This is a genomic window from Erythrobacter sp. SD-21 (assembly GCF_000181515.1).
In the GTDB taxonomy this organism is placed as follows: domain Bacteria; phylum Pseudomonadota; class Alphaproteobacteria; order Sphingomonadales; family Sphingomonadaceae; genus Qipengyuania.
In genome coordinates this window covers 128,603-154,393 of sequence record NZ_ABCG01000002.1, presented here as the reverse complement: position 1 = coordinate 154,393, position 25,791 = coordinate 128,603, and the positions used below count along the sequence as shown (strand labels likewise).

24 protein-coding genes are annotated in these 25,791 nt (G+C 65.0%); 19 read left to right on the top strand and 5 right to left on the bottom strand.

Features of this window, described 5'->3' with window-relative positions; genetic code table 11:
* Window positions 1-42 precede the first annotated feature (42 nt).
* The gene (locus tag ED21_RS04125) at window positions 43-708 is read right to left on the bottom strand and encodes a YggS family pyridoxal phosphate-dependent enzyme (RefSeq protein WP_006832579.1); all 666 of its coding nucleotides are present in this window, start codon (window positions 706-708) and stop codon (window positions 43-45) included.
* On the opposite strand from ED21_RS04125, the gene ED21_RS04120 reads away from it, so the two are divergent.
* From ED21_RS04120 to ED21_RS04100, 5 genes are all read left to right on the top strand, one after another.
* Window positions 707-1,258 carry a thiamine phosphate synthase gene (locus ED21_RS04120; RefSeq protein ID WP_006832578.1) on the top strand — a complete coding sequence of 184 codons (552 nt, stop codon included), beginning with the start codon at window positions 707-709 and terminating at the stop codon, window positions 1,256-1,258. The genes ED21_RS04125 and ED21_RS04120 overlap by 2 nt on opposite strands.
* 56 nt (window positions 1,259-1,314) lie before the next feature.
* Window positions 1,315-3,651, top strand: a complete 2,337-nt coding sequence (locus ED21_RS04115; RefSeq protein WP_006832577.1) for a DNA translocase FtsK 4TM domain-containing protein — start codon at window positions 1,315-1,317, stop codon at window positions 3,649-3,651.
* A gap of 9 nt (window positions 3,652-3,660) precedes the next feature.
* Window positions 3,661-5,211, top strand: coding sequence for a TIGR00341 family protein (locus ED21_RS04110; RefSeq protein ID WP_006832576.1), 1,551 nt, complete (start codon window positions 3,661-3,663; stop codon window positions 5,209-5,211).
* A 79-nt stretch (window positions 5,212-5,290) separates the two neighbouring features.
* The gene (gene ald / locus ED21_RS04105) at window positions 5,291-6,409 is read left to right on the top strand and encodes an alanine dehydrogenase (protein WP_006832575.1); all 1,119 of its coding nucleotides are present in this window, start codon (window positions 5,291-5,293) and stop codon (window positions 6,407-6,409) included.
* Window positions 6,410-6,646: 237 nt separating this feature from the next.
* Window positions 6,647-8,254 carry a diguanylate cyclase gene (locus ED21_RS04100; RefSeq protein ID WP_198005811.1) on the top strand — a complete coding sequence of 536 codons (1,608 nt, stop codon included), beginning with the start codon at window positions 6,647-6,649 and terminating at the stop codon, window positions 8,252-8,254.
* Window positions 8,255-8,263: 9 nt separating this feature from the next.
* Here the strand turns inward: ED21_RS04100 and ED21_RS04095 are convergent, their stop codons facing one another.
* Together ED21_RS04095 and ED21_RS04090 are read right to left on the bottom strand one after the other, a co-directional pair.
* Entirely contained in the window at window positions 8,264-8,659 is a 396-nt protein-coding gene (locus ED21_RS04095; RefSeq protein WP_006832573.1) for a thioesterase family protein, read from the bottom strand.
* Window positions 8,656-10,830 carry a S9 family peptidase gene (locus ED21_RS04090; protein WP_006832572.1) on the bottom strand — a complete coding sequence of 725 codons (2,175 nt, stop codon included), beginning with the start codon at window positions 10,828-10,830 and terminating at the stop codon, window positions 8,656-8,658. The genes ED21_RS04095 and ED21_RS04090 overlap by 4 nt, the downstream gene beginning before the upstream one ends.
* Before the next feature lie 121 nt (window positions 10,831-10,951).
* Between ED21_RS04090 and ED21_RS04085 the strand changes: the two genes are divergently transcribed.
* The 6 genes from ED21_RS04085 to ED21_RS04060 all read left to right on the top strand — a co-directional run bounded on the left by ED21_RS04085 (window position 10,952) and on the right by ED21_RS04060 (window position 16,717).
* Entirely contained in the window at window positions 10,952-12,757 is a 1,806-nt protein-coding gene (locus tag ED21_RS04085; protein ID WP_006832571.1) for an aminopeptidase P family protein, read from the top strand.
* A 60-nt stretch (window positions 12,758-12,817) separates the two neighbouring features.
* On the top strand, window positions 12,818-13,213 hold the full coding sequence (locus ED21_RS04080) for a VOC family protein (protein ID WP_006832570.1): 396 nt from the start codon (window positions 12,818-12,820) through the stop codon (window positions 13,211-13,213).
* A 16-nt stretch (window positions 13,214-13,229) separates the two neighbouring features.
* Window positions 13,230-13,628: a cupin domain-containing protein gene (locus ED21_RS04075; RefSeq protein WP_006832569.1), complete on the top strand. Its 399-nt coding sequence runs from the start codon at window positions 13,230-13,232 to the stop codon at window positions 13,626-13,628.
* 185 nt (window positions 13,629-13,813) lie between these two features.
* A complete protein-coding gene (locus tag ED21_RS14625; RefSeq protein ID WP_006832568.1) occupies window positions 13,814-14,509 on the top strand; it encodes an EF-hand domain-containing protein in 696 nt (231 codons plus the stop codon).
* Between the two features lie 43 nt (window positions 14,510-14,552).
* Window positions 14,553-15,287: a response regulator gene (locus ED21_RS04065; protein WP_034921537.1), complete on the top strand. Its 735-nt coding sequence runs from the start codon at window positions 14,553-14,555 to the stop codon at window positions 15,285-15,287.
* Window positions 15,284-16,717, top strand: a complete 1,434-nt coding sequence (locus tag ED21_RS04060) for a HAMP domain-containing sensor histidine kinase (RefSeq protein ID WP_006832566.1) — start codon at window positions 15,284-15,286, stop codon at window positions 16,715-16,717. Before ED21_RS04065 ends, ED21_RS04060 begins: the two co-directional genes overlap by 4 nt.
* Here the strand turns inward: ED21_RS04060 and ED21_RS04055 are convergent.
* Window positions 16,714-18,240, bottom strand: coding sequence for a helicase HerA-like domain-containing protein (locus ED21_RS04055; protein ID WP_006832565.1), 1,527 nt, complete (start codon window positions 18,238-18,240; stop codon window positions 16,714-16,716). The genes ED21_RS04060 and ED21_RS04055 overlap by 4 nt on opposite strands.
* Window positions 18,241-18,359: 119 nt before the next feature.
* Here ED21_RS04055 and pabB point away from each other — a divergent pair, with 119 nt between their 5' ends.
* The 8 genes from pabB to ED21_RS04015 all read left to right on the top strand — a co-directional run bounded on the left by pabB (window position 18,360) and on the right by ED21_RS04015 (window position 24,928).
* Window positions 18,360-20,171: an aminodeoxychorismate synthase component I gene (gene pabB / locus ED21_RS04050; protein WP_006832564.1), complete on the top strand. Its 1,812-nt coding sequence runs from the start codon at window positions 18,360-18,362 to the stop codon at window positions 20,169-20,171.
* Complete coding sequence (locus ED21_RS04045; RefSeq protein WP_006832563.1) at window positions 20,168-20,824, top strand: RluA family pseudouridine synthase; 657 nt, start codon at window positions 20,168-20,170, stop codon at window positions 20,822-20,824. Before pabB ends, ED21_RS04045 begins: the two co-directional genes overlap by 4 nt.
* A gap of 6 nt (window positions 20,825-20,830) precedes the next feature.
* Complete coding sequence (gene arfB, locus ED21_RS04040) at window positions 20,831-21,235, top strand: alternative ribosome rescue aminoacyl-tRNA hydrolase ArfB (protein ID WP_006832562.1); 405 nt, start codon at window positions 20,831-20,833, stop codon at window positions 21,233-21,235.
* 145 nt (window positions 21,236-21,380) lie between these two features.
* Window positions 21,381-21,548, top strand: a complete 168-nt coding sequence (gene rpmG, locus ED21_RS04035) for a 50S ribosomal protein L33 (protein WP_006832561.1) — start codon at window positions 21,381-21,383, stop codon at window positions 21,546-21,548.
* A 100-nt stretch (window positions 21,549-21,648) separates the two neighbouring features.
* Window positions 21,649-22,311, top strand: a complete 663-nt coding sequence (locus ED21_RS04030; RefSeq protein WP_006832560.1) for an outer membrane lipoprotein carrier protein LolA — start codon at window positions 21,649-21,651, stop codon at window positions 22,309-22,311.
* A gap of 264 nt (window positions 22,312-22,575) precedes the next feature.
* The gene (gene xth, locus ED21_RS04025) at window positions 22,576-23,367 is read left to right on the top strand and encodes an exodeoxyribonuclease III (protein WP_006832559.1); all 792 of its coding nucleotides are present in this window, start codon (window positions 22,576-22,578) and stop codon (window positions 23,365-23,367) included.
* A 41-nt stretch (window positions 23,368-23,408) separates the two neighbouring features.
* The gene (gene ribA, locus ED21_RS04020) at window positions 23,409-24,431 is read left to right on the top strand and encodes a GTP cyclohydrolase II (RefSeq protein WP_006832558.1); all 1,023 of its coding nucleotides are present in this window, start codon (window positions 23,409-23,411) and stop codon (window positions 24,429-24,431) included.
* Window positions 24,428-24,928 (top strand): GNAT family N-acetyltransferase, encoded by a 501-nt coding sequence (locus ED21_RS04015; RefSeq protein ID WP_006832557.1) that lies wholly within the window; start codon window positions 24,428-24,430, stop codon window positions 24,926-24,928. Before ribA ends, ED21_RS04015 begins: the two co-directional genes overlap by 4 nt.
* On the opposite strand, the gene asd is transcribed toward ED21_RS04015, so the two are convergent.
* Window positions 24,907-25,767 carry an archaetidylserine decarboxylase gene (gene asd, locus ED21_RS04010; RefSeq protein WP_006832556.1) on the bottom strand — a complete coding sequence of 287 codons (861 nt, stop codon included), beginning with the start codon at window positions 25,765-25,767 and terminating at the stop codon, window positions 24,907-24,909. The two genes, ED21_RS04015 and asd, sit on opposite strands and share 22 nt — an antisense overlap.
* Window positions 25,768-25,791: the final 24 nt, after the last annotated feature.

Here is a 25,791-nt window from a genome sequence, read left to right as displayed (position 1 = left end):
CCTTTTTTGTGCGATCTGTCAGCAGATTGAAGGCTGTGGCGTTCAGGCGGGACGTTCGCCGAACAGCGCGGTGCCGACACGGATATGCGTCGCACCCAGCATGATCGCGGTCTCGTAATCGCCGCTCATGCCCATACTCCGACCTTCGAGGCCGTGATCGCGGGCAAGCTTGTCGAGGAAAGCGAAGAAGGGTGCCGGTTCGATATCGGCAGGCGGCAGGCACATCAGTCCGGCCAGTGGAATATCGGCATCGCGTGCCTGCGTGAGCAAGGCGGGCAGGTCGCCCACCGGGCAACCGCCTTTCTGCGGTTCGTCGCCGACATCGACCTGCACGAAACACGGCACGAGGCGGCCGGTCTTGTCGAAGGCCTTGGCCAAGGCCTTCACGAGGCTCGGCCGGTCGAGCGAATGGATGACATCGAACAGCGCGGCGGCTTCCTCGGCCTTGTTCGATTGCAGCTGGCCAACGAGATGAAGCTGCACTGCAGGATGGGCTTCGCGCAGCGCCGGCCATTTTTCCGCCGCTTCCTGCACGCGGTTCTCGCCGAAATGGCGGTGGCCCTCGATCAGGAGGGGTTCGATCGTCGCGGCCGTGTGGCGTTTACTTATGGCCACCAGCGTAATGTCACCGGGATCGCGGCGGGCGCGATTGCACGCCTGCGCGATAGAGCTGCGGACCTGTTCGAGCGGAGAGCCTGCCTTTTCCATGGCGGCGCGCTATAGCGCAAGCGTGACCAATCGCCAGACCCTTCCCCTGCTGTGGCTGCTCTCCGACGACCGCAACGATGCGGGACTGGAGAGTGCCTTGCGCAACCTGCCGCAGGGTTCGGGCTTCGTCTTCCGGCACTACCATCTGTCCGAAGCCGCACGGCGCGAACGGTTCGAGGCGCTGGCCGCCATTGCACGCGCCTGCAATCAAGTGGTGATCCTTTCCGGAGCGGGCGACTGGGGCGCGGATGGCCACTACGGACCACCGGAATGCTGGGGTGCAGGGCTGAAACTCGCAACCGGCCACAACGGCGACGAGATCGACACCGCGCTCGCCGCCGGAGCCGACGGTATCTTCCTCTCACCGGTCTTCCCCACCCGTTCGCATCCGGGTGCGCCTATGCTCGGTGTCATGGGCTTCCGTGTCCTCGCGCAGCAATCGCCGGTTCCTGTGATCGCGTTGGGCGGCATGAACCGCGCCCGCGCAGACGAACTCGACTGGCCCCGCTGGGGCGCGATCGACGGACTCGCTTCGACGAAGGTCGCTTGACGGCAGACTCCCCGAGGATTCATACTGGCCTCAAGACGGTAGAAGGGAATTATCGAATGGCCACGCGCGCAGGCGCCAAACCCGATTGGCGGGCGGCTTTCCGCCGCTCGCTGCGGCGCGCGACGCATATGGCGGGGGCTGGGGCGCTCTTTGCACTCATGCTGTTCCTCGCGCTCGCTCTGGCCAGCTATACGCAGACCGACCCCAGCGCTTCGACCGCCGCAGCCGGGACCGACATTTCCAATTGGATGGGGGCGAGCGGTGCGTGGATTTCGGACCAGGCCTATCTCTGGTTCGGCTTGCCCGCGCTGCTTCTGCTCCCATTGCTCTGGATTTCTGCGCGGCGACTCTGGACCGGCGTCGAGGATCCGGACGAAGAGGAAACTCCCGGCAAATGGTGGCGCCCGTTCGCGTTTCTGTTGTTGGCAATGCTCCTCCTCGGGACAGTAATATCCCTGTTGTTCGCTGGCAGCCCTGGGCCTTTTCCTGCTGGAGGCGGAGGAACCGCCGGGCTGCTCGGCGCAGGCGGGGTCGAGGCGGTGGCGACGCGTTTTGGCGGCGACTTCTCCGGCTGGATCATCGCCGCGCTCGGCCTTGTCGCGCTCGGCGGTGGGCTGGCGCTGGTGACCAAGGTCTTCGCGCTCGACTGGGCGCAGTTCTTCACGTTTCCCGAGATACTCAAACGCCGACCGCAGCTGTCCGACATCGACCTACCGCTAGCGCCCAAGAAGCAGAAGCGCGCCAAGCGCGCCCTGCCCGAAGACGACGAGGACGAGGACGCGCCTGCACGCACCGCGCGTCGGTCGCCCGAGATTGCCGACCCGGTGGCAGCGCCCGTGCGCTCCAGCCCGGCCAAGGCCAAGCAACGCGACATGTTCGCCAATTTCCAGCTGCCCAGCACCGACCTGCTTGACGACCAACCCGAGCAGAAGGCGGCCAAGCTCGACAAGATCGCGCTCGAACGCAACGCGCGCCTGCTCGAAAACGTGCTCGACGATTTCAACGTGAAGGGCGAGATCACCGCCGTGCGCGCGGGCCCCGTCGTTACCATGTACGAGCTGGAACCCGCACCCGGGATCAAGGCTAGCCGTGTGGTTGGCCTTGCCGAAGACATCGCCCGCAACATGAGCGCGATCAGCGCGCGCGTCTCGCCCATCCCCGGCAAGACCGTGATCGGCATCGAATTGCCCAACGCCGATCGCCAGATGGTCAGTTACAAGGAATTGGCGACCTCCAGCGCCTTCGTCGACCATGGCGGCAGCCTGCCAATGATCCTCGGCAAGGACATCGCGGGCGAGCCAATCATCGCCGACCTGGCCGCCATGCCGCATTTGCTCGTCGCCGGTACGACCGGTTCGGGCAAGTCGGTCGGCCTCAACGCGATCCTGTTGTCGCTGCTCTACCGTTTCACGCCGGACGAGTGCCGCCTGATCCTGATCGATCCCAAGGTTCTCGAGCTGAAAACCTACGACGACATCCCGCATCTCCTCAGCCCCGTGGTGACCGAACCGGCCAAGTCGGTCCGCGCCCTGAAATGGGCGGTCGAGGAGATGGAGAAGCGCTATCGCATGATGTCGAGCGTGAACTCGCGTAATATCGCGGGCTTCAACGAGAAGGTGAAAAAGGCGATCGAGAAGGGCAAACCACTCGGCCGCCGCGTTCAGACCGGCTTCGACCCTGAGACCGGCGAGGAATTGTACGAGGAAGAGCAGCTCGATTACGAACCGCTGCCGCTCATCGTCCTGATCGTCGATGAACTGGCCGACCTCATGGTCACCGTCGGCAAGGAAATCGAGGTTCTGATTCAGCGCCTGTCGCAAAAGAGCCGTGCCGCGGGCATTCACCTGATCATGGCGACGCAGCGCCCCTCGGTCGACGTCATCACCGGCGTCATTAAGGCCAACCTGCCCACCCGCATCAGCTTTAAGGTGACGAGCCGCATCGACAGCCGCACGATTCTCGGCGAGCAGGGCGCCGAGCAGCTGCTGGGCAAGGGCGACATGCTCTACAAGCCGAACACCGGCGCCATGGTCCGCGTCCACGGCCCCTTCGTGGCCGACGAGGAAGTCGAGCGCGTGGCCGATCACTGGCGCGAACAGGGCAAGCCCGATTACGTCGACGCTGTGACGGAGGAACCCGAAGACGGCGGCTTCAATTTCGAGGACGAGTTCACCGCCTCCGATAATCCCGAAGAGCGCAAGTACCGCCAGGCCTGCCAGATCGTGATCGAGAACCAGAAGGCGAGCGGAAGCTGGCTCCAGCGCCAGATGGGCGTGGGCTACAACACCGCCGCCAAGTGGATCGAGCGCATGGAAAGCGAGGGCCTCGTCGGTCCTGCGAACCATGTGGGCCGCCGCGAAATATACCGCGACCAGGACGGCAATCCCATCTAGGGGAGCGCCATGAACGCAAGCACCGCCACCCTTCCCCCCGATGAAGAGGCCGAACGCGCCGCGCGCTGGGTCTTCTCGCCTATTGGCAGAGCAATTGCACCTTTCCGCCGCTACTGGCGCGATAACGTGCGAGCTGGGGTCGATCACAGGGAGGTCGTCGCCAAGATCGCAACCGAGTGTCCCACGACACCCCGCTACATCTTGATGATCATGATGTCGGCGGGGATTGCGATCCTCGGCCTGCTGCTGTCCTCTCCGGCAGTCGTGATCGGGGCCATGCTCCTGTCGCCGCTGATGAGCCCGATCCTCGGCGTCGGCTTTGCACTCGCGACCGGCAAGCAGAAGTGGCTCAAGATCAGCGTCAAGTCGCTCGCGCTGGGCAGCGTGGCCGCCGTGCTGTTTGCCGCGCTTATCGTACTCGTATCCCCGCTCCAGACGGTGACCGAGGAAATCGCGGCGCGCACGCGGCCGAACCTGTTCGACCTGATGGTCGCGCTCTTTTCCTCCATCGCCGGTTCCTACGCCATGATCCGCGGACGTGAGGGGAGTATTGTGGGCGTCGCCATCGCAACCGCCCTTATGCCGCCGCTGGCCGTCGTTGGCTTCGGCCTTGCCACGTTTAATTGGACCGTCTTCTTTGGCGCCTTAGGCCTTTTCTTCACCAACTTCCTGACCATCGCGCTGACCGCAACGGTCATGGCGCGCCTGTACGGCTTCCGCACCACGCTTTCCAGCAGACAGGGCTGGTTCCAGAACGTCGGCATCTTCTTCATCTTCATCGCTCTGGCGATCCCGCTCGGTCTCTCGCTGCGCCAGATCGCTTGGGAATCGAATTCGCAGCGTATCGTGAAAAACGTCATCCAGTCCGAATTCGGCGAGCGCGCGCGGATCAGCGAACAGGCGATCGACTGGGACAGCGAACCGCTGGCGATCACAGCGACCGTGTTCACGCCCGATTTCGACACCGAGGCCAATGCCGACCTCACCCGCGCCCTCCGCGAGCGGCTGGGACGCGACGTAACGGTTAGCGTCGAGCAATTCCGCGTCGGCGCCGATCCGGGAGCGGCGGAGCAGGCCGAGCTCGCGCGCGCCCGTGCCGCCGAACAAGCCGCGGCTACCGAGCGGCAGATTGCCAACATGGTGCAGCGCATGGCCATGGCCGCAGGCGTGGAACGCGGCGATGTCATGCTCGACCGCGACACCCGCCGCCTCTCGGCCGATGCGACGCCGTTGCCGGGCCTCTCGCTCGAAGGCTATCGCGAACTGGAACGCCGTGTCGCCGGCAAGACGCCCGGCTGGACCGTGGCCCTTCGCCCGCCAGCACAACCGCTTCCCGCGATCACGCTGGACGAGGAAGGTCCGGACGCAGCCGGCCAGGCGGCCGAAGCAACTGTGACATGGGCGGCCCGGCGAATCGGCCTGCCAATGGTCTTGCGCGGCCCGGAAGAGCCGACAGCCGCTCTCGCAGCGCGTCTTCAGGCAGCGGGAGTAGCGATTTCGCAAGTCGAGAGCGCCGGCGGAGATCGGATCGTGATCGGCTGGGCCAGTCTGCCGCAATAAGCTTGCGCATGGGCCTGCAGTGCTTGCGAGCTAAAAGTTTCACTTGTAACGGCCTTCCCCAGAGAAGGAGTTACGCATCATGCGCATCGGTTGCCCTAAGGAAATCAAGAACCACGAATATCGCGTCGGCCTCACGCCGGAGAGCGCGAAGGAACTGATCAGCCAGGGCAACGAGGTCTGGATCGAAACGCAGGCCGGAAGCGGCATCGACGCGACCGACGACCAGTATGTCGCGGCCGGCGCGAAAATCGTCGATACGCCGGACGAGATTTTCGCCGAATGCGCGATGGTGGTGAAGGTCAAGGAACCGCAGGAAGTCGAGCGCAAGAAGTTGCGCGAAGGCCAGATCCTCTACACCTACCTCCACCTTGCACCCGATGCCCCGCAGACCAAGGACCTCGTCGAGAGCGGCGTGACGGCAATCGCTTACGAGACCGTCACCGGCCCGCGCGGCCAGCTGCCGCTGCTCAAGCCCATGAGCCAGGTAGCAGGACGCATGAGCGTGCAGGCGGGTGCGACCGCGCTCGAAAAGGCGCATGGCGGCCGCGGTGTGCTGCTTGGCGGCGTACCGGGCGTGATGCCGGGCAAGGTCGTGGTGATCGGCGGCGGTGTCGTCGGTTTCAACGCGGCCCAGATGGCCGCCGGGCTGGGCGCGGATGTGACCATCCTCGACCGTGATCCCGAAGTGCTGGAAAAGGTCGGCACGCATTTCGAGAGCCGCGCCTCGACGCGCTTCTCGAACCAGGCGAACCTCTATGATGCCGTGTGCGGCGCGGATCTCGTGATCGGCGCGGTGCTGATCCCGGGTGCGTCGGCGCCCAAGCTCGTCACGCGTGAGATGCTCAGGGACATGCAGACCGGCGCCGTGCTCGTCGACGTCGCGATCGACCAGGGCGGCTGCTTCGAGACCTCGCGTCCGACCACCCACGCCGAGCCGACCTATGTGGTCGACGACATCGTGCATTACTGCGTCGCCAACATGCCGGGCGCCGTGGCGCGCACCAGTACCTATGCGCTCAACAACGTGACCCTGCCTCACGCGCTGCGCATCGCGCGCATGGGATGGAAGGACGCGCTGGACGCGGACCCGCATTTGGCCGAAGGACTCAATGTCCATCGGGGCGAAGTGACCTACGAAGCGGTCGCGCGCGAACTGGGTTATGACTATCGCCCGGTTTCCGACGTGCTGAACGGCTGAATCCCGCCGTTTTCGGGCGGGATGAATTTTAACGGGCCTTTTACGTTTTAGGCGCTATTGTCGCGTCCGATGGGACGGGTCAGCAATCTCGTGTCGCGGTTCGCCATCTGGCGCGCTGCGACCCTGATCGTGCTTTGCGCGATGCTTTCGCTTGTCCCCAATCGGGTCCAAGCTCAGGTGCAACCAAACGCAAGTTTCGCGCCCGGATCGGTTTGCCACATTTCGGTGACTTCGAGCGTGTCTTACAAGGACGCGGCGCAGGACCCCTCCAAGTGGACCTGCGAAGGGGCCGAATTCGACTGGGACGCCGAACGCCACATCATTCGGCACGATCTCACAGGGGCAACCGGAACGGCGGCCGACCCGCGTTTTGCCAATTTCGACCGCTACGAGTTCAAGCGGCTTGTCGTGCTGTTGGAGGGGGTCGATGGCAGCACGATCTCGCGCGAGTTTGCCTTCGATGAGCTAAAGCTCGGCGCATCAAGCCTCAAGGCTATGGTCGAATTGCCCGATCTTGCCGCCCAAACGAAGGCAGTGGTCTTCATTCACGAGGGCGGGTGGTTTCCGGAAAGCTTTGTCGCCGCGAAGCTGTCCCATAAGGCGAAGGTGCCGCCTGTAGCGGGCTATCTCCACATCTTCGCCGCGATCCTGTGCGGGTTGCTGCTGGCCCCGGTAATTTTCGACCTCGTCTACTACAAGGCGTTGCGCGAACCCTTCCCGCTGTTCCACGCACTCTTCTGCCTGATGGCGGTCGTACAGACCGCGGCCGTATCCGGGCTGCTGCCGATGTTGCTGCCAGTCTCATACATGACCGAACTCAACATCACCTATCTCAGCCTTGACGTGATGATCGCGGCGACGTTCCTATTTGCCTACCACTTCATCGAAGACGGACGGTTGCCGCGTCGCTACCGCCGCTGGTTACTGGTGTTGTCCGCCGCCACGCTGGCGAACGGGCTCGTTACGACGTTCAAGATGGAATGGTTCGACCTGTGGATCGACCATTATTATTTCGGCGTGCTGGTTTGCATCTTCGCAGCCTACTTCTTCCTGCTCCATACCGCGCGCAGGCAAGGAAGCCGTGTGGCGCCCTATCTCTTCTACGGAATCGCGCCGCTCTTCCTCATCGTGCTGGCGCAGACTATCAATGTCTACTTGTTCGAATCGCTGCTGGCCTTCGACGAAACATGGCCGCAGAACTTCGCGCTTCTCTTCGAAGTGGTAGCGACCGCGCTGGCCGTGGCGGACCGCTTCATGATGATCCGCCGCGAACGCGACCGCGCCGTCAGCGCGGCGCGTGATCTCGAAATGCTTAGCGAGCTCGACGAACTGACTGGATTGCGCAATCGCCGCGCCCTCGAGGCGCATTATCCCGAACTGGTGCGGCAGGGCTTCCACGCCATGGCCGTGGTCGACCTCGATCATTTCAAGTCGATCAACGATATTTACGGCCATCCGGTGGGCGACCGTGTCATCCGCAGTGCGGCTTGGGCGCTTAGTCCCGGGGACGACGCCGACCTTGCCGCCTTCCGCATCGGAGGCGAGGAGTTCATTCTCTTGCTGCGCGGCGACGATGTGGCCGGTCATGCGGATGTTCGCCGCAAGGCCATGACCGCGCGCATCATGGCAGAGGTCGACGAATTGCAGCGTCCGGTGACGGCAAGCATGGGCTTCGTCGATTTCAGCGAGACGGAAGATGGCCAGCTGATCGACTTCCCGACGCTCTACGCGCGGGCCGATCACCTCCTCTACGCCGCCAAATGCGCCGGGCGGAACCAGGCCCATTTCGGCAAATTCGACGACCCGATCAAACCGGCTTCGTCGATCCAACGCGTCGCGGCCTGAGGGCGACGGTCAGTCCCGAAACGGCGCGAGCACGTCCTCGCGCACGCGGACCAGCCGCTGGCTTTCCCGGTTGAGCATGGCCCAGGTCGTGGCCGCCGAAACGATCACTTTGCCTGCCTGGTTGCTAAAATCGACCCGCCGGATCGAGGTGGCGCCGCGCGGCTCCCCTTCGATCCATGTCTCGCCGCTGACCGTCTCGCCCTCGGAGACATTGCCGCGATAATCGATCTCGTGGCGGGACACGACCCAGAAGAATTGCTCCGCATCTTCGGGCCGCGCCGTGTCCGCCCAATGCGCGGTGGCAAGGTCCTGGATCCAGCGGACCCAGACCGTGTTGTTGACGTGCCCGAGCTCGTCGATGTGCTCGGGCAGCGCAGTGAATTCTTGCGTAAAGCGTGCGCTCACTCGGTCAGGCCCATCTGCCACAGAATGAAGGCATATTCCTCGGCGACTTCGTAGATCGAGGCGAAGCGGCCGGACTTGCCGCCATGGCCTGCGCCCATGTTTGTCTTGAGCAGCAACTCATGGTCGTCGGTCTTCAGCTCGCGCAGTTTGGCGACCCACTTTGCGGGTTCCCAATAGGTTACGCGCGGATCGTTGAGGCCGGCGGTTACCAGCATTGGCGGATAATCCTGCGCCACCACCTGGTCGTAGGGGCTGTAGGAGAGGATATAGGCGAAAGCCTGCTTGCTCTCGATCGGGTTGCCCCATTCCGGCCACTCGCCCGGGGTGAGCGGCAGGTCCTTGTCGAGCATCGTGTTAAGCACGTCGACGAAGGGCACGTGCGCCACCACCGCGCCCCAGAGTTCGGAATTGGTGTTGAGCACGACGCCCATCAACTCGCCGCCGGCAGACCCGCCGCTGGCGCTGATCTTGCCCTGCTCGGTGTAGCCCTTGGCAATCAGGCCCTTCGCGACATCGACGAAATCGTTGAAGGTGTTGGTGCGCTCGTTGAGCTTGCCCTGCAGATACCAGTTGCGGCCCAGATCGTCGCCGCCGCGGATATGGGCGATGGCGAAAGCGAAGCCGCGATCGACGAGGCTGAGGCGCGTGGTCGAGAAATTCGGCGGATAGGCAAAACCGTAGGCGCCGTAGGCGTAGAGATGCAGCGGGCCGCCCTGTTTGCGGTCCTTGCGGCTCACGATCGAGACGGGGACCATGGTCCCGTCGCGCGCGGCAATCTCGATACGTTCGACCGTGTAGCGGTTCGCGTCGTAGCCGCTCGGGATTTCCTGCTGCTTGAGCAATTCCAGTTCGCCGCTTCCCACATGGTAGTCATAAACGGAATTTGGCGTGACCATGCTCTCATAGGCCAGACGCAGTTTCTGCGTGTCGTATTCGGGATTGCTCGCAAGACCGGTCGAAAAGCTAGCTTCGGTGAAGGCAACGGGCTTCACGAGATTGGGATCGGCGTAGCTGCGCAGCTGGATCTGGTCCAATCCGCGCAGGCGGCCTTCGGTGACGTAGAAATCCTTGAACAGCTCGAAATCGGAGAGGTAGAATTCGTCCGATCCGGCGATCAGCGTGGTCCATTCGCCCGGTTTGTCGAGGCTCGCCGTGGCGAGACGGAAGTTCAGGTGATTGTCGTTGGTATGGATGTAGAGCGTGCCGTCGCGCAGATCGACATCGTATTCGCGTCCAGTCTGGCGGGTGGCGACGAGGATCTGCTCGCCGGTCGGATCGTCGGCGCGCACGAGGCGCACTTCGCTCGTTTCGCTGTCGCCGACCGCGATGACGAGCCAGTCTTCCTGCGCCGAGAGGCCTGCGCCGACGCGGAAGCCGTCGTTTTCGGTCTCGCGATAAAGTTCGACATCCTCGGCCACAGGTGTGCCAAGGACGTGCAACGTCGCATCGTGGACGCGCCATTGCTCGTTGGCGAGGCCGTAGACCACCGCCTTGTCGTCCATCACCCAGGTGAGGCCGGTCAGCGTGCCGGGAATCTCGTCGGGCAACATTTCGCCCGTCTCGAGATCCTTGAACCGCGCTGTGAAACGCTCGGACCCATTGGTGTCGCTGGAATAGGCGAGGTACCGCCCGTTTTTCGACACGGAGAATGCGCCGAGGCGGAAATACTCATGCCCCTCGGCGAGCTCGTTCTCGTCGAGGATCAGCTGCGCTTCTCCGCCTGCAACAGGCTTGCGGTAATATTTGCGGTATTCCTTGCCCTCTTCGAATTCGGACCAGTAGAGCCAGTCGCCATCCTTCTGCGGGACAGTGGAATCGTCCTGCTTCACCCGCGCCTTCATCTCTTCGTAGAGCTCGTCGACCAGCGCCTGCTGCGGCTCCATGCGCGCTTCGAACCAGGCGTTCTCGGCCTTCAGGTGCTCGAGCACGTCCTCATCGTCGATGGTCGGATAGCTCTGGTCCTTCATCCAGTGATAGGGATCGGCGATCGAGATTCCGTGGTGCGAATAGGAATAGTCGCGCTTCTCGGCGGTCGGCGGCGAGGTCGGTGCAGTCACGGATGTCCCTTCGTTTTCCTGGGCGTGGAGAGGCGCGCCAAGCGCCAGCGATGCGGCAGATAGGCATGCGGCCAGTCGAATGAAAGTCACGGGCGATCCCTTCTTGGGCGGCACAAAGCTGGAAAGAGCGGCCGCAAGCTCCTATTGGGGAAGGGTGATTATGCGGGACCCGGCGTCCCGGCAAGCGCCGCATCGCCCAAATGCCGAGCGGCCCCGATGAAAGGATTTTCCGCCCATGCTTATGCAGACCCATGAAGCCCGTCTCGACGCCCTGCGCACCGAACTCGGCAACCGCGGCCTCGACGGCTTCGTCATCCCCATTTCCGACGAGCACATGAGCGAATATGTCGGCTCATACGCCCAGCGCCTGAACTGGCTGACCGGTTTCGGCGGCAGCGCGGGCAGCGCGGCGGTGTTGAAGGACAAGGCGGCGATGTTCACCGATGGCCGCTACACCGTGCAGGTGCGCGAGCAGGTTGACGGCAAGCTTTTCTACTATGAGGATGTGCCCGCGACCTCGCCCGCCAAGTGGCTGGCCGAGCATGCGCCCAAGGGCGCGAAGATCGGTTACGACGCATGGCTGCACGGCGTCGATTGGGCCGAGGAAGCGACCAGGCTGTTCGCCAAGAAGGGCATCGAACTGGTGCCGGTCGACGGCAATCCCATCGACGCGGTCTGGGCGGACCGTCCGCAACCCTCGCTGGCCGAGGCCGTGCCGCATGACGACAAATTCGCCGGTCGCTCCAGCGCCGACAAGCGCGCCGAGATCGCCGACTGGCTGAAGCAGGAAGGCTATGACGCCACTGTCATCACCGCGCTCGATTCGGTGGCATGGGTGCTGAACATGCGCGGCAAGGACGTCGACAACACGCCTGTCGCGCTCTCCTACGTGCTCGCCCATGCGGACGGCACGGCGGAGCTTTTCATCGCGCAGGAAAAGGTCACGCCCGAACTCACCAAGCATTTCGGCAACGCCGTGCGCGTGCGCGACCGTGCCGAGTTCGAACCTGCGCTGGCGGATCTCAAGGGCAAGACCATCGCGGTCGATCCCGAGCACGCGGTGGCAGGCATCTTCCACGCGCTCGAACAGGGCGGGGCAACGGTCGTGCGCGATGCCGATCCGGCAGTCCTGCCCAAGGCGATCAAGAACCCGGCCGAACAGCAGGGCCACCGCGATGCGCAGGCGCGTGACGGGGCGGCCGTGGTCAAATACCTCCGCTGGATCGAGGAGAACGCTCATTCCGGCACGGTCGACGAACTGACCGCGGCGGCCAAGCTGCGCGAATTCCGCGGTCTCAGCCCGGACATGAAGGACACCAGCTTCGACACCATCAGCGCCGCCGCCGGCCATGCCGCGCTGCCGCATTACAAGGTGGACGAGGACAGCAACATCCCGATCCCGCCCTCCAGCATCTATCTGTGCGATTCGGGTGGCCAGTATCCAGACGGCACGACCGACATCACCCGCACCGTCTGGGTCGGGCCGGGCGAGCCGACGGCCGAAATGATCGACCGCAACACGCGGGTACTGAAGGGCCATATCGAGCTCGACCTCGCCCGCTTCCCCGACAAGACCAGCGGCGGTGCGCTCGACGCCCTGGCGCGGATGCACCTGTGGCAGGCAGGCGTGGACTATGGCCACGGCACCGGCCACGGCGTCGGCAGCTATCTCTCCGTCCACGAAGGCCCGCAGCGCATTTCCAAGCCCGGCGGCGCATTCCCCGGAACCGAGACTCCGCTGCGCGAAGGCATGATCCTTTCGAACGAGCCGGGCTATTACAAGCCGGGCGAATTCGGCATCCGGATCGAGAACCTCGTGCTGGTGGTCGACGCCAAGATCGAGGGCAGCGAGGGCAAGTACCTCACCTTTGAAACGCTCACCCACGTCCCGCTCGACCGCAGGCTGGTCGACAAGGACCTCCTGACGGCTCGCGAGATTGAGTGGTGGAACACCTATCACGCGAAGACCCACGAAATCCTCGCGCCGCAGCTCGAAGGCGAAGACCTCGCCTGGCTCGAGCACGCGTGCCGCCCCTTGTAGGAGCTACGTTGTTCACGTAATGTTCTTTCGGTCGCGAGTCGTTTTCAAGGAGTAAGGCGCATGATCGGATACGTTACACTGGGCACCAACGACCGCGAGCGGTCGGCCAAATTCTACGATGCCGTCTGCGGCGAACTGGGCGTGGGCCGGATGATGGAATTCGACGAATTTATCGCCTGGGGCGAGCCAAGCGGGGGGGCGGGTATCGGCCTCACCAAGCCGTTCGACGGCAATGCGGCGACGGTCGGCAACGGAGTGATGGTCGCGCTCGAGGCGAAGGATCGCGAACAGGTCCAGCGGATCTACGATATCGCGCTAGCCAATGGCGGGAGCGACGAAGGCGCACCTGGCCCCCGCGGCGAACCGGATGCGAACGGCGTGCTGTTCTACGCGGCCTATTTCCGCGATCCCGATGGCAACAAGCTCAACGCCTTCCTGATGGAAAAGGTGGACTGATGCCGGGCTGCCTCTCGTGACCGGCCCGCGCCGTCTTTCCGATAGCTTCGTCCATCTGGGGCTCGGCGCGACCGCCGTACCCCAGCCTCCCTTCGATGGAATGGAATGGTACGAAGCCTATGGCGCGCGGCACGCGGCCGATGGGCGCGAGGGGCGTCTGGTCAGCCAGCACACTTTCGAGGAAGACTGGCCGGCATGGGAGATGCACCCACTGGGCGACGAACTGGTGATCTGCACCGAGGGCGAGATGCTCCTCCACCAGGTATTTCCCGATGGCCGGCGCGAAAGCGTCACGCTGACAGCCGGTGAATACGCAATCAACCCGCCCGGCGTCTGGCATATCGCCGATGTCCCGAGCCGCGCGACGGCAATCTTCGTCACGGCGGGCGAGGGGACGCAGCACCGCCCGCGCTAGCTTTGCACGCGGATGAACGGTTCGCCCGCTTTGCGACAATCCGTTACAATTCCCCGCGTTTTCGGCATAAAGCTGCGACACGGGATCGGTAGAACCGGTTTCATGAGTTGCGGCGGGACGATCCTGTTTTCCCCCTCCCTCCCGACGGACCGTCGCAGCTCTCCAGATCACATGGAGATACCGAGATGAAAAAGACCGCCCTTACCCTTTCCGCCGCCGCGCTGGCGCTGACGGGCACCGTTGCCCTCGCGCACAACCACGGCGGCAAGCATTCGCCCGACGCCGATGGCGACGGCGTGATTACCGCAACGGAAATGACCGCCCACGCCGCCGAGATGTTCACGAAGATGGACGTCAACGGCGATGGCGTCGTCAATGCCGAAGACCGCGGCGCGCGTCACATGGCGATGTTCGCCAAGGCCGATGCGGATGGCGATGGCGAAGTCACGCAGGCCGAGATGAAGGCCATGCGCGAAGCGAGCATGGAACGCCGCGATGAACGCCGCGAGGCGCGCGCCGAACAGCGCGAAGCCCGCATGGCAGAGCGCCTCGCAAACGCCGATACCGACAATTCCGGCGGCCTCAGCCAGGACGAAATGCAGGCTATGCACGAAGCGCGCGGCGATCGCGGCCGCCGCGGCCATGAAGGTCGCCGCGGCGGCAAGCGCGGGCATCGCGGCGGCGGCATGCACATGCTCCGCTACGCAGATGCCGATGGTGACCAGGCCGTAACCCGCGCCGAGTTCGACGCAGCGGTTGCCCAGCAGTTCGCCAAGACCGACACCGATGGCGACGGCATGGTGACCACGGCCGAAATGCAAGCCCGCCACAAGCAAATGCGCGCCGAGATACGTGCGCAGCGCGAAGCGCGCGGCCAGTAAGCCGCTTGCCTTGCGACCCGGCAACGGTAGGCGCGGCGACGCGATGAACGACACCGCGCCCACCACCCTCGTCCTCGTCGACGACGAGCCGAGCCTGCGCGAACCCCTGGCCGAGTATCTCACCGGCCAGGGGTTCGTCGTGCGCGAGGCCGAGAGCGCGGCGGCGGCGCGCAGCCTGCTCGGATCCGAGGCGCCCGATCTCGTCCTGCTCGACATCATGATGCCGGGCGAGGACGGCCTCTCTCTCTGCCGCCACCTCGTCGAGACGCGGCACCTGCCCGTCATCCTCCTCACCGCAAAAGGCGAGGCGATGGACCGCATCATCGGGCTGGAGATCGGCGCCGATGACTATGTCACCAAGCCCTTCGAACCGCGCGAATTGGTCGCGCGCATCCGCTCGGTCCTGCGCCGGGCCGACCGTGCGCCCGAAGCCCCGGCGGAGGACATGGCCTATCGTTTCGAGGGCTGGACGCTCGACCCGCTCAAACGCCGCCTGACCGATCCCGAGGGCGCTTTGGTGCCGATCTCGACCGCCGAATTCCGCATGCTGCGCGCCTTTTGCGACCATCCTCGGCAGGTGCTCGACCGCGACCGGTTGCTCGACATGGTGCAGGGCCGCGAGGCGCAACTTTTCGACCGTGCGGTCGACAACCAGGTCAGCCGCCTGCGCCGCAAGATTGAGGCGGACAGCCGTGACCCGCACTTCATCCAGACCGTGCGCGGCGGTGGCTACCGTTTCGGCGCCGATGTCACGCGCGTGCCCACAGACGAAGCATGAGGCGCTTCCTCCCCAAAAGCCTGCTTGGCCAGGTCACGCTTGCGATCGCGCTGACGCTGTTCTTGGTGCAGGGTGTCAACGGCTATCTCGGCTGGCGGATTGAAAAGCAGCGCGTCGAAACGGCGCTCGTCAACACGCTCAGCCTGCGCCTCGTCGCCTCCCAACGGGTCCGCCAGGCGGGGCCGCTCACTGTGGAATTGCAGCCCGGTCCGCACCCCGCCCTCGACGAGTCGCGGCGGGAATCGAGACGGGGCCCACGGCGCGGCGGACGGCGCTTCGCTGGGACCGACTTCACCCGCGCCGAAAGCTTCGCGACGCTTGCGGGCGATCGTCCACTACCCGAACTTCAGCAGCGCCTCGCCGAAACGCTTCGCGACAACGGGCACGAATTCGAGAACATCAGGCTCGTCGAACGGTCGGTCGCCAATGATCCCGTGGCCCAGCGTTTCCTCGAGCGCCTCGCACGCAGGCGCGGCCTGACCGAGCGCGACCTGCCGCGCACGATCGCGATTGCCGGTGTCCGCCAAGGTGACGGCTGGGACGTGGTTCGCGCGCCAGTCTATCGCCCGCACGAGCATTTCGGACCCGTTTTCCCGCTGCTGCGCGCGGCCTTGCTGACGCTGCTCCTGTCCTTCGTGCTGTGGCTGGTCCTGCGCCGCATCACCGGTCCGCTCGCCCAGCTTACTCGCCAGACCGAGGACTTCACGCGCAATCCCGGCAAGGGTCGCCCCATGGAGGAGGCCGGACCCGAGGACGTGCGGCGGCTGATCGCGGCGCATAACGCGATGGAAGCGCGGATCGGTGCCATGCTCGACGAGAAGGACGTCATGCTCGGCGCGATCGGGCACGATCTCAAGACACCGCTGGCCGCGTTGCGTGTGCGGGTCGAGGGTGTGGCCGACGAAGTGGCCCGCGCCCGGATGGTCGACAGTATTGAGGACATCACGCTGACGCTCGACGAGATCCTCGCGCTCGCCCGCGTGGGCAAGTCCGATGCGTCGCCCGAGCGCACCGACCTTGCCGCGCTGGCCGCCGGGGTGGTCGAGGAATTCGAGGACACCGGCGATAGCGTCGCGCTGGAGGCCGCGCGCGTAGTGGCGCCGGTTCACCTGACCTGGCTCAAGCGCGGCTTGCGCAACCTCGTCTCCAACGCGCTGCGCTATGGCGGCGATGCGCGGGTGGTCGTCGCGACGGAAGGGCAGGAAGCGGTCCTGCGCGTCGAGGACACCGGCCCCGGCATCCCAGAACACCGCATTGCCGACATGATGGAGCCCTTCACCCGCGGCGAGGCCAGCCGCAACCGCGCGACCGGCGGAGCGGGGCTCGGCCTCACGCTTGCTCGTGCGGTAGCCGAACAGCATGGCGGCTCGCTCGTCCTCGCCAACCGCCCCGAAGGCGGGCTCGTCGCGGAACTGCGTCTCCCGCTCTAGCGCATCAACCCGCCCACGATATTGCGCACGAAGGCATTGAGCCCGGTGCGGACCGGATCGGCGCGCGATTTCTTGCCCAGCACGGCGGCCACCGCGACCGAGGTCATCGACCCGGCAGCAGCCTTGGCCGCGGCCTTGCCCGCCTTGGTCCACATGCTCGGCGTCTTGCGTTCGCGCCTGGCCACTTCCTCGCGGCCCTTTTCCTCCACCTCGGCTGCGGTGGCGGCGGCATCGGCGGTCTTGGCGGCGAGCACCTCTTCCGCGCTCTCGCGGTCGATGGCCTCGTCATACTTGCCATCCAGATCACTCACCGAATTGATGATCTTGAGCTCCTTCTCGGTCACCGGGCCAAGGCGCGAATGCGGCGGCTTGATCAGCGTGCGCTGCACCACGCCGGGCGCGCCGTCCTCGTCGAGCGTGGAGACCAGAGCCTCGCCGACCTTGAGCTGGGTGATCGCCTCCTCGACATCGAGATCGGGATTGATGCGGAAGGTTTCCGCCGCCGCCCGAATGGCCCGCTGGTCGCGCGGGGTGAAGGCGCGCAGCGCGTGCTGGACCCGGTTTCCAAGCTGGCCGGCGATCTTCTCGGGAATGTCGATCGGGTTCTGCGTCACGAAGAAAACGCCCACACCCTTGGAGCGGATCAGGCGTACAACTTGTTCAACCTTGTCTTCCAGCGCCTCGGGCGCCTCGTCGAAGAGGAGGTGCGCCTCGTCGAAGAAGAACACTAGCTTCGGTTTGTCCGGATCGCCCACCTCGGGCAGCGTCTCGAACAGTTCGGCGAGCAGCCAGAGCAGGAAGGTCGCATAAAGCTTGGGGCTGCGCATCAGCCTGTCGGCGGCGAGCACGTTGATTATGCCGCGCCCTTGTTCGTCCACGCTAAGGAAATCGTCAATCTCCAGCGCGGGCTCGCCGAAGAACATGTCCGCGCCCTGGCTTTCGAAACTCAGCAGCTGCCGCTGGATCGCGCCGACGCTCGCCTTCGAGACATTGCCGTATTTGCCCGAGAGGTCCTTGGCGTTCTCATAGGCGAAGGTCAGCATGGCCTGCAGATCGCCGAGGTCGAGGAGCAGGAGATTGTTCTCGTCGGCATAACGGAAGACGATGTTGAGCACGCCTTCCTGGGTATCGTTGAGGCCCAGCAGCCGGGCGAGCAGCAGGGGCCCCATTTCCGAAATCGTGGTGCGGATCGGGAAGCCTTTCTCGCCATACAGGTCCCAGAAAACGGCCGCGTTGTCGGCATAGGCATAGTCTTCCATGCCCAGTTCCTTTGCACGCCCCTCCAGCTTGTCGGCATGCTTGAATTGCGGCGATCCGGCCATGGAAATGCCGGCAAGATCACCCTTCACATCGGCGACGAAGACGGGCACGCCGTTGGCTGAAAAGCTCTCCGCAAGGCCCTGCAGGGTGACCGTCTTGCCGGTGCCGGTCGCGCCCGCGATCAGCCCGTGGCGATTGGCCTGGTCCAGCCGCAAATGCTGGTTCTCGCCATCCGCTCCCAGCCCGAGGAATATTGTGCTCATGCGTCGCCCGTCCCGTGTCTTTAGTGTGCCCTAATCGAGCTGCGATCTGGACTGTCACGCGGTCCAAGGTCAAGCAATCGCTCGACTTGAGCCACAAGGGCTGTAAATGCTTGGGGCCAATGGCGGGCACACCTCCCTTCGTTTTGCTGGACGATGCGCGCAGCAGCGGCGCGGCCGATGCGCTGTTCTATGAAAATCCGAAGCAGGTCTTCGTCGCGCATAGGCCCGAAGATGTGCGCGGCGCGCTCGAAGCGGCCGAAGCAGCGCGCACGCAAGGAGGGGAGCTAGCCGGCTACATCGCTTACGAGGCCGGCCTTGCGCTGGAGGACCGGCTCGCCGCGCTGGCGGACGCGAAGACGGGCGGGGCTGGGCCGCTGGTCTGGCTCGGCCTGTTCGATGCGCCGGAGCGGATTGCTGCAAAGGACGTGCCCGCATGGCTATCGGCGAGAGCGCAGGGGCCTGGCAGCGTCGGCCCGCTCGAACCGCAGCTTTCGCCCGGCGGCTACGAAATGGCGTTCGAGCGCCTGCAGGAGGCGATCCGCGCGGGCGATATCTACCAAGCGAATTTGACCTTCCCTTTGGCAGGCAATTTCACCGGCGACCCGCTCGGTCTCTACGCGGCGCTGCGACCGGCGGCGCAGGCGGGCTATGGCGGGGCGATCTTCGACGGCTCGCACTGGCTCCTGAGCCTTTCGCCCGAACTGTTCGTGTCGCTGAAAGGACGCGAGGCCAAGGCCAAGCCGATGAAGGGCACGCGGCCGCGTTCGGCCGACGAGGTCCAAGACAAGGCGCTGGCCGAGGCACTGGCCGGATCGGTCAAGGACAAGGCCGAAAACCTCATGATCGTCGACCTCATGCGCAACGATTTGGCCCGCGTGGCCGAGGCGGGCAGTGTGCGGGTGGATGAACCCTTCGCGATCGAAAGTTACCCCACCGTCCACCAGATGGTGAGCGTGGTGGGGGCGCAGCTGCGCGCGGGGCTGGGCGCGACCGAGCTCGTGCGCGCGCTCTTTCCCTGCGGGTCGATCACCGGCGCGCCGAAGATCCGCGCGATGGAGCTGATCGACGAGGTCGAAGGAGAACCGCGCGGGCCCTATTGCGGGGCGATCGGGCGGATTGGCGCGGATGGCGATGCGGCCTTCAACGTCGCGATCCGCACGCTGCGCCTGACCGAGATTGAGAACGCGCGCGGCAAGGCTGTGCTCGGCGTCGGCGGCGCGATTGTCGCCGACAGCGAGCCGCGCACCGAATGGCGCGAGGCGCTGCTGAAAGGCTCCTTTGCCAACACCAGCTCGGCCGAACACCGCGCGGCGCAATTCGACCTCATCGAGACAATGCGCTTTACCCCCGAGGAAGGCATCCCGCTGCTCGAACGCCATCTGGCGCGGATGAAACAGAGCGCCGCCGAATTGGGATTCAGCTTCGACCGGCACGAGGCGCGCAACCAGATGCACGCGTGCTGCTTCGTCCTCGAAGGGCCCAGCCGCGTGCGCCTACTCGCCAGCCGCTGCGGCGCGGTGGCGCTGGAAGCCGGACCGATGCCCGAGGCCTGGGGCGAGCCGGCGCAGTGTATCATCCTCCCGCTCCCGGTCGATCCGGGCGACTGGCGGCTGCGCCATAAGACCAGCAACCGCGGCTTTTACGAAGACGGCCAGCGCGTCGCCCATCGCGCCGGGGCGCAAGAGGCGCTCTTCGTGCGCGAGGATGGCCTCCTCACCGAAGGCTGCGTGACCAGTATCTTTGTGGAGCGCGATGGCCTATTGCTCACTCCGCCCGCCACGCTCGGCCTTTTGCCCGGCGTGTATCGCCAGTCGCTTCTCGACGAGGGCAAGGCGCGCGAGGCCGAACTCACCATTGCCGATCTCGAGGACGGTTTCTTCCTCGGAAACGCGCTGCGCCAGCTGGTGCGCGCTAAATTGAAGACTGCATGACCGACATTCCCATTATCTTCGAAGACGGCGAAGCGCTCGTCATCGACAAGCCCGCCGGCCTTTCGGTCGATCGCCCCAAGCGCGGCGGCCCCTGCCTCGAAGACCATTTCGAACAGTTGAAGCTGGGCTTCCAGCGCCCGCCCGCCGCCGTGCACCGGCTCGACACCGACACCAGCGGCTGCCTGCTGCTGGCGCGCAATCCCAAGGCGCTGAAACGCTTTGCCAAAGCCTTCGAGGACCGGCTGGTCGAAAAGCGCTATCTCGGCGTGCTTGCGGGCATTCCGGACGGCGAGGAAGGCACGATCGCGCTGTCGCTCTCCAAGATCAGCAGCGCGGGCAAGGGCTGGCGCATGATCGCGGCGAAGAAGGGCAAGCCCTCGGTCACGCACTGGCGCAAGCTGATGGAGCATGACGGCAAGGCGCTGCTCGAATTCCGGCCCGAAACGGGCCGCACCCACCAGATTCGCATCCATTGCGAGGCCGGCCTCGGCCTCCCGCTGCTCGGCGACCCGGTTTACGGGACAGGTAAGGGGGCGCCGCGCACCATGCTTCACGCCGCCGGGCTGATGGTCCCGCGCGAGAGCAAGCCCGCCATCGAGGCCGCCGCGCCGCTGCCGCGCGATTTTGCGGCGCTCGGTTTTTCGGATGGGTAGGCCGAATTGGGTAGGATAGCCGACCGGGCGCTGGAGATTGCCGAGGAGAAATTCATCGCCTCCTCCGGCCCGGGCGGGCAGAACGTCAACAAGGTCGCCACCGCCGTGCAGTTGCGCGTCGACGTGTTCCAGCTCGGAATGCCTCCCGATGCCTTTGAACGGCTGAAGGACATCGCGGGCAGCAAGTTCACCAAGGCGGGCGAGATCGTGCTCACCGCCAACGAGTACCGCACGCAGGAACAGAATCGCGAAGCGGCGCGCGAACGGCTGGTTGCGCTGCTGGGCGAGGCGCTGAGACCGCCGAAGAAACGCAAGAAAAGCCGGGTCAATCGCGTGGGCAAGGTGAAGCGCCTGAAGGCCAAGAAAGCGCGCGGCGAGGTTAAGGCGACCCGGGGCAAGGTCGATTGGTAGCTTTGCGGCGCTCCTCGCGCTTGACTTTTCCCCGTGAATCACCCAATGGGCGCGCCACACGGCGGTGCAGCTCGCGCCGCCCTTATTATTTCGGTCACGCCCGCTACCGGGTCCGGCCCATCAGAAAGATCTTTAGGAACACGCCATGGCGAAGCCCGCAACCGTCAAGATCAAGCTCGTCTCGACCGCCGACACGGGCTTTTACTACGTGACGAAGAAGAATCCGCGTAACCACACGGAAAAGTTCGTCTTCAAGAAGTACGACCCGGTGGCGCGCAAGCACGTCGAATTCAAGGAAGCCAAGATCAAGTGATCTGGCCGGGCGCCGGCTCGTTCCGGCGCCAACCAAGCTGAACGGCGGGAACGCCTTTAGTTCAGTGACAGTTCAATGCTCCGACTGTACACCACGGAGCATGAACACCTTGTCTCTCTTCAAGAATCGACCCGTTGCCTCGGCCCTCGCTCTTGCGCTGGCCGTGGGCGTCCCTGCGTCTTTCTACGCAGCCCCCGCCCCCGTCGAAGCGGCCACCGGCGATCTCGACCAGGCGGTCGAGGCCCTGCGCGGTATTTCGACCATGCGCGCCAATTTTGTCCAGACCGACCGCAACGGCCAAGCCGTCTCGGGCGTCATGACGTTGAAGCGCCCCGGCAAGATCCGTTTCGAATACGAAAAGGGCGTGCCGCTCCTCGTCGTCTCGAACGGTAAGTCGATGTATATGATCGACTACGAGGTGAACCAGGTCCAGCGCTGGCCGATCAAGAACTCGCCGCTCGGCGCGCTTGTCGACCCCAGCCGCGACGTCAAGAAATACGGTCGCCTCGTGCCGACCAGCCACAGCGATGTGGTCAGCATCGAGGTGCGCGATCCCAAGCGTCCGGAATTCGGCGTGATCACGCTGATTTTCGCCCGCGACGCCTCGGCGCCGGGCGGTCTCAGGCTGACCCATTGGGTGGCGCTCGATTCGCAGAATCACCGCACCACCGTGCGCCTTTCGAACAACCGTTACGGCGTGTCGGTGGCCGACAGCGCGTTCACCTTCCGTGACCCGCGCCGTTCATCTCGTCGTCCGGGATAAACGGCTCGGCGACGAAGCGTTTCGCGATTGCGATTCGCCGAGGCCGAATGTTCATTGAGCAGCAATTTAAATGGGCGTAAAAATAGAGGCATCGAAGCGGTGGGCGGCAATTTCCCCCCTGTTGATTGTCCCGCCCGACAAGCCCCTTCGTCCAAGCGTGACGAACGCTCACAAGGAACCCTCGAGCCAATGCCCCCGGCTCGAGGGTTTTTTGTTGTGGGTTGCGGGTGGACCCCCGCGCCCGCGCGCCCTATCTCCCGCGCCATGGTTTCTGTCGCTACCTGGAATATCAATTCCGTCCGCCTCCGCATGCCCATCGTCGAGCGCTTTCTGAAGGAGACCGCGCCTGACGTGCTCTGCCTGCAGGAGATAAAGTGCCAGGAGCACCAGTTCCCCTACGAGGCGTTCAAGGCGCTCGGATACGAGCATATCGCGGTGCATGGCCAGAAGGGCTATCACGGCGTCGCCACGGTCAGCCGCGTGCCGATCCGCGAGTTTTCGCGCCACGACTGGCAGGACAATGGCGAGGCACGCCATGTGGGGGTAGAATTGCCGGAACATGACGGCATGATCGTCGAGAACGTCTATGTTCCTGCCGGCGGCGACGAGCCCGACCGCGAGATCAACGTGAAATTCGGGCAGAAGCTCGACTTCCTCGAACGTATGACTCGTTGGGCCGATGCGGTCGACCGCCCGACGCTGATCGTGGGCGATTTCAATATTGCGCCGCTTGAAAGCGACGTATGGAACCACAAGCAATTGCTGAAGGTCGTCAGCCACACGCCGATCGAGGTCGAGAGCCTGCAGCGCTTCATGGACGCGCATGGCTGGGCCGATATCGGGCGCGAGCACATCAAGGCGCCCGAACGCTATTACAGCTGGTGGAGCTACCGCGCGAAGGACTGGAAAGCGAACGATCGCGGACGCCGTCTCGACCACATGTGGGCGAGCCCCGAACTGGCGAAGCAGGCGAGCGGGCACTCGGTCCATGAATACGCCCGCGACTGGGAAAAGCCCTCTGACCACGTGCCGCTGGTGACGGAGTTCGACATCTGAGCGAGCCCGCGCCCTCTCCATCCCGCCGGGCGGCGCTTGCGGTGGACGCGCTGCGTCACGGCTGGCCGCTGGCGATCGAGGGCGCGCCTTTGTTGCAGCCGGTCGAGACCGCTTTCTCCGATGTATCGGGCGAGGCGATGCTGCTCTCGGCCACCCGCGCCGCCACGCTGAAACTCGCCAACCAGCGCGAAGCCGCCGTGCCGCGCACACCCGTGCTGATGCGCGGGGCGGACGCCTTCGACCTGCCTGCCGCGCTGGCGGTGGCCGATCCCGCGCTCGATCTGCAAAGCCCGCTCAAGGGTCCCTTCAAGGCGCTGGCGCTCGAATGGGAGGCACAAGCGCGCGCCGCGCTCGAACTGGCGCGGATTGCCGGCATCCTGCCCGCCTTTCTCGTCGATCCGCAGGGGGCAGGCGAGGCCGCGCACCTTGCCGCGAGCGACGTGGACGCCTTCACCGACCCGCAGCGCCTGCGCATCGCCACGCGCGCTAAGCTGCCTGTCGCCGCCGCGGAGGACGCGCGCATCGTCGCCTTCCGCAGCCCCGACGACACGCGCGAACATGTTGCACTGGTGATCGGCGAGCAGCGCGCCGAACTCGCCCCGCTGGTGCGGCTGCATTCCGAATGCCTCACCGGCGACATCCTCGGCAGCCTCAAATGCGATTGCGGCCCGCAGCTTGACGCGGCGCTGCGCGCGATGGCGGAAGAAGCAGGCAGGGGCGGCTGGGGCGTCCTGCTCTACATGCGGCAGGAAGGGCGCGGCATCGGCCTCGTGAACAAGCTGCGCGCCTATCGATTGCAGGACCAGGGCTTTGACACGGTCGATGCGAACACGCGGCTCGGCCTGCCCGACGAGGCGCGCGATTTTCCTACCGCCGCGCGCATGCTCGACCTTTTGGTAGTGAAGGATATCCGCCTGATGACCAATAACCCCGCCAAGGTCGAGGCGCTCGTTGCCGAGGGCGTGCACGTCTCCGAACGCGTGTCCCATTCGCTGCCCGACAATCCGCACAACGCCCGCTATCTCGCCACCAAGCGCGACCGGGCGGGGCACATTCTGCCATGAGCGCGCTGACCATCCGCCCGGAAAACCCCGCCGACCACGCCGAGATCGCGGTCGTCACCGAAGCCGCCTTTGCCGAGGTCGAGCACAGCGACGGGAGCGAGGTCGCCATTGTCGACCGCCTGCGCGCCGAGGGCGATCTGGCGCTTTCGCTGGTAGCCGAGGATGGCGAGCGGATCGTCGGCCATGTCGCAGTCTCTCCGGTGACGATTTCGGACGGGACGACAGGCTGGTTCGGCCTCAGCCCGATCAGCGTGCTCCCGTCCTCCCAGTGCGAAGGCGTGGGGCTGCGCCTGATGCAGCGCGCCATCGCCGACATGCGCAACCAGGGCGCGCGCGGCATCGTGCTGCTGGGCGAACCGGCCTATTACGCGCGCTTCGGCTTCGAGCACGACCCGAAGCTCGCCTATCCCGGCCCGGCGGCGGAGTATTTCCAGAGGCTGGTGCTGGACGGCGATGCGCCCAGCGGGACCGTGACTTACGCCCCTGCCTTCGGCTGAAGCCGCTTGCCGATCGCCTGTCCCATGCGGACGGCTTCGCCGGCCTTGAGGCTTGCATCCCATTCGACCCTGCCGGGTTCGAACAGCAGCACCACGGTCGAGCCGAGGATGAAGCGGCCCATTTCGTCGCCCGCCTTGAAGGCGTGATTGTCCGCGGAGAACTCCTCGCGCACCAGCCTGGGGTTGTGTGTTTCGACGAGACCGTTCCACACGGTCTCGATCCCTGCCACGATCATCGCGCCGACCATGACGCTCGCGAACAGGCCATCGGGCCCGTCGAAGAGGCAGGAGAGCCTCTCGTTGCGGGCGAAGAGACCGTCGACATTCTCCGCCGTCACCTGGTTCACCGAGAATAGCTCGCCTGGCACATAGGTCGTGCTGCGCAGCGATCCGGCGGCGGGCATGTGGACGCGGTGATAGTCGCGCGGAGAAAGGTAGATGGTGGCAAAACTGCCGCCTTCGAAGCGTTTGGCCGCCTCAGCATCACCGCCGAGCAACTGGCTCGCGGTAAAATGCCGACCCTTGGCCTGGAAGATGCGGTCGTCTTCGATCTTGCCGATCTGGCTCACCGCGCCATCGGCGGGGCTGAGGATGTGCGTGGCGCTGTCTGCCAGCGGGCGCATGCCGGGGCTCAGCTCGCGGGTGAAGAAGTCGTTGAAGCTCCTGAACTCTTCCACCCCGCGCGCAGCCTCGCTCATGTCCACGTTATAGGCCGCGATGAAACGGCGGATGAGCGTGTTCTTGATGAAGGGCACCTCGGAAGAGGCGATCTTGCCCGCCCCGCGCGAGACGGCGTGGTGCGGCAGGGCGTGCTGGAGCCAGATGAAGGGTGAACTCATGGGAAAGCGCCTTGGACCGAGCCG

Coding starts and splice junctions, on each gene's coding strand:
- ald (WP_006832575.1), top strand. CDS start 5,291: ATGCGCATCGGTTGCCCTAAGGAAATCAAGAACCACGAATATCGCGTC.
- ED21_RS04065 (WP_034921537.1), top strand. CDS start 14,553: ATGAACGACACCGCGCCCACCACCCTCGTCCTCGTCGACGACGAGCCG.
- ED21_RS04080 (WP_006832570.1), top strand. CDS start 12,818: ATGATCGGATACGTTACACTGGGCACCAACGACCGCGAGCGGTCGGCC.
- ED21_RS04045 (WP_006832563.1), top strand. CDS start 20,168: ATGACCGACATTCCCATTATCTTCGAAGACGGCGAAGCGCTCGTCATC.
- ED21_RS04110 (WP_006832576.1), top strand. CDS start 3,661: ATGAACGCAAGCACCGCCACCCTTCCCCCCGATGAAGAGGCCGAACGC.
- ED21_RS14625 (WP_006832568.1), top strand. CDS start 13,814: ATGAAAAAGACCGCCCTTACCCTTTCCGCCGCCGCGCTGGCGCTGACG.
- ED21_RS04115 (WP_006832577.1), top strand. CDS start 1,315: ATGGCCACGCGCGCAGGCGCCAAACCCGATTGGCGGGCGGCTTTCCGC.
- ED21_RS04055 (WP_006832565.1), bottom strand. CDS start 18,240: ATGAGCACAATATTCCTCGGGCTGGGAGCGGATGGCGAGAACCAGCAT.
- pabB (WP_006832564.1), top strand. CDS start 18,360: ATGGCGGGCACACCTCCCTTCGTTTTGCTGGACGATGCGCGCAGCAGC.
- ED21_RS04125 (WP_006832579.1), bottom strand. CDS start 708: ATGGAAAAGGCAGGCTCTCCGCTCGAACAGGTCCGCAGCTCTATCGCG.
- ED21_RS04015 (WP_006832557.1), top strand. CDS start 24,428: ATGAGCGCGCTGACCATCCGCCCGGAAAACCCCGCCGACCACGCCGAG.
- rpmG (WP_006832561.1), top strand. CDS start 21,381: ATGGCGAAGCCCGCAACCGTCAAGATCAAGCTCGTCTCGACCGCCGAC.
- ED21_RS04085 (WP_006832571.1), top strand. CDS start 10,952: ATGCTTATGCAGACCCATGAAGCCCGTCTCGACGCCCTGCGCACCGAA.
- ED21_RS04030 (WP_006832560.1), top strand. CDS start 21,649: ATGAACACCTTGTCTCTCTTCAAGAATCGACCCGTTGCCTCGGCCCTC.
- ED21_RS04060 (WP_006832566.1), top strand. CDS start 15,284: ATGAGGCGCTTCCTCCCCAAAAGCCTGCTTGGCCAGGTCACGCTTGCG.
- asd (WP_006832556.1), bottom strand. CDS start 25,767: ATGAGTTCACCCTTCATCTGGCTCCAGCACGCCCTGCCGCACCACGCC.
- xth (WP_006832559.1), top strand. CDS start 22,576: ATGGTTTCTGTCGCTACCTGGAATATCAATTCCGTCCGCCTCCGCATG.
- ED21_RS04120 (WP_006832578.1), top strand. CDS start 707: ATGGCGGCGCGCTATAGCGCAAGCGTGACCAATCGCCAGACCCTTCCC.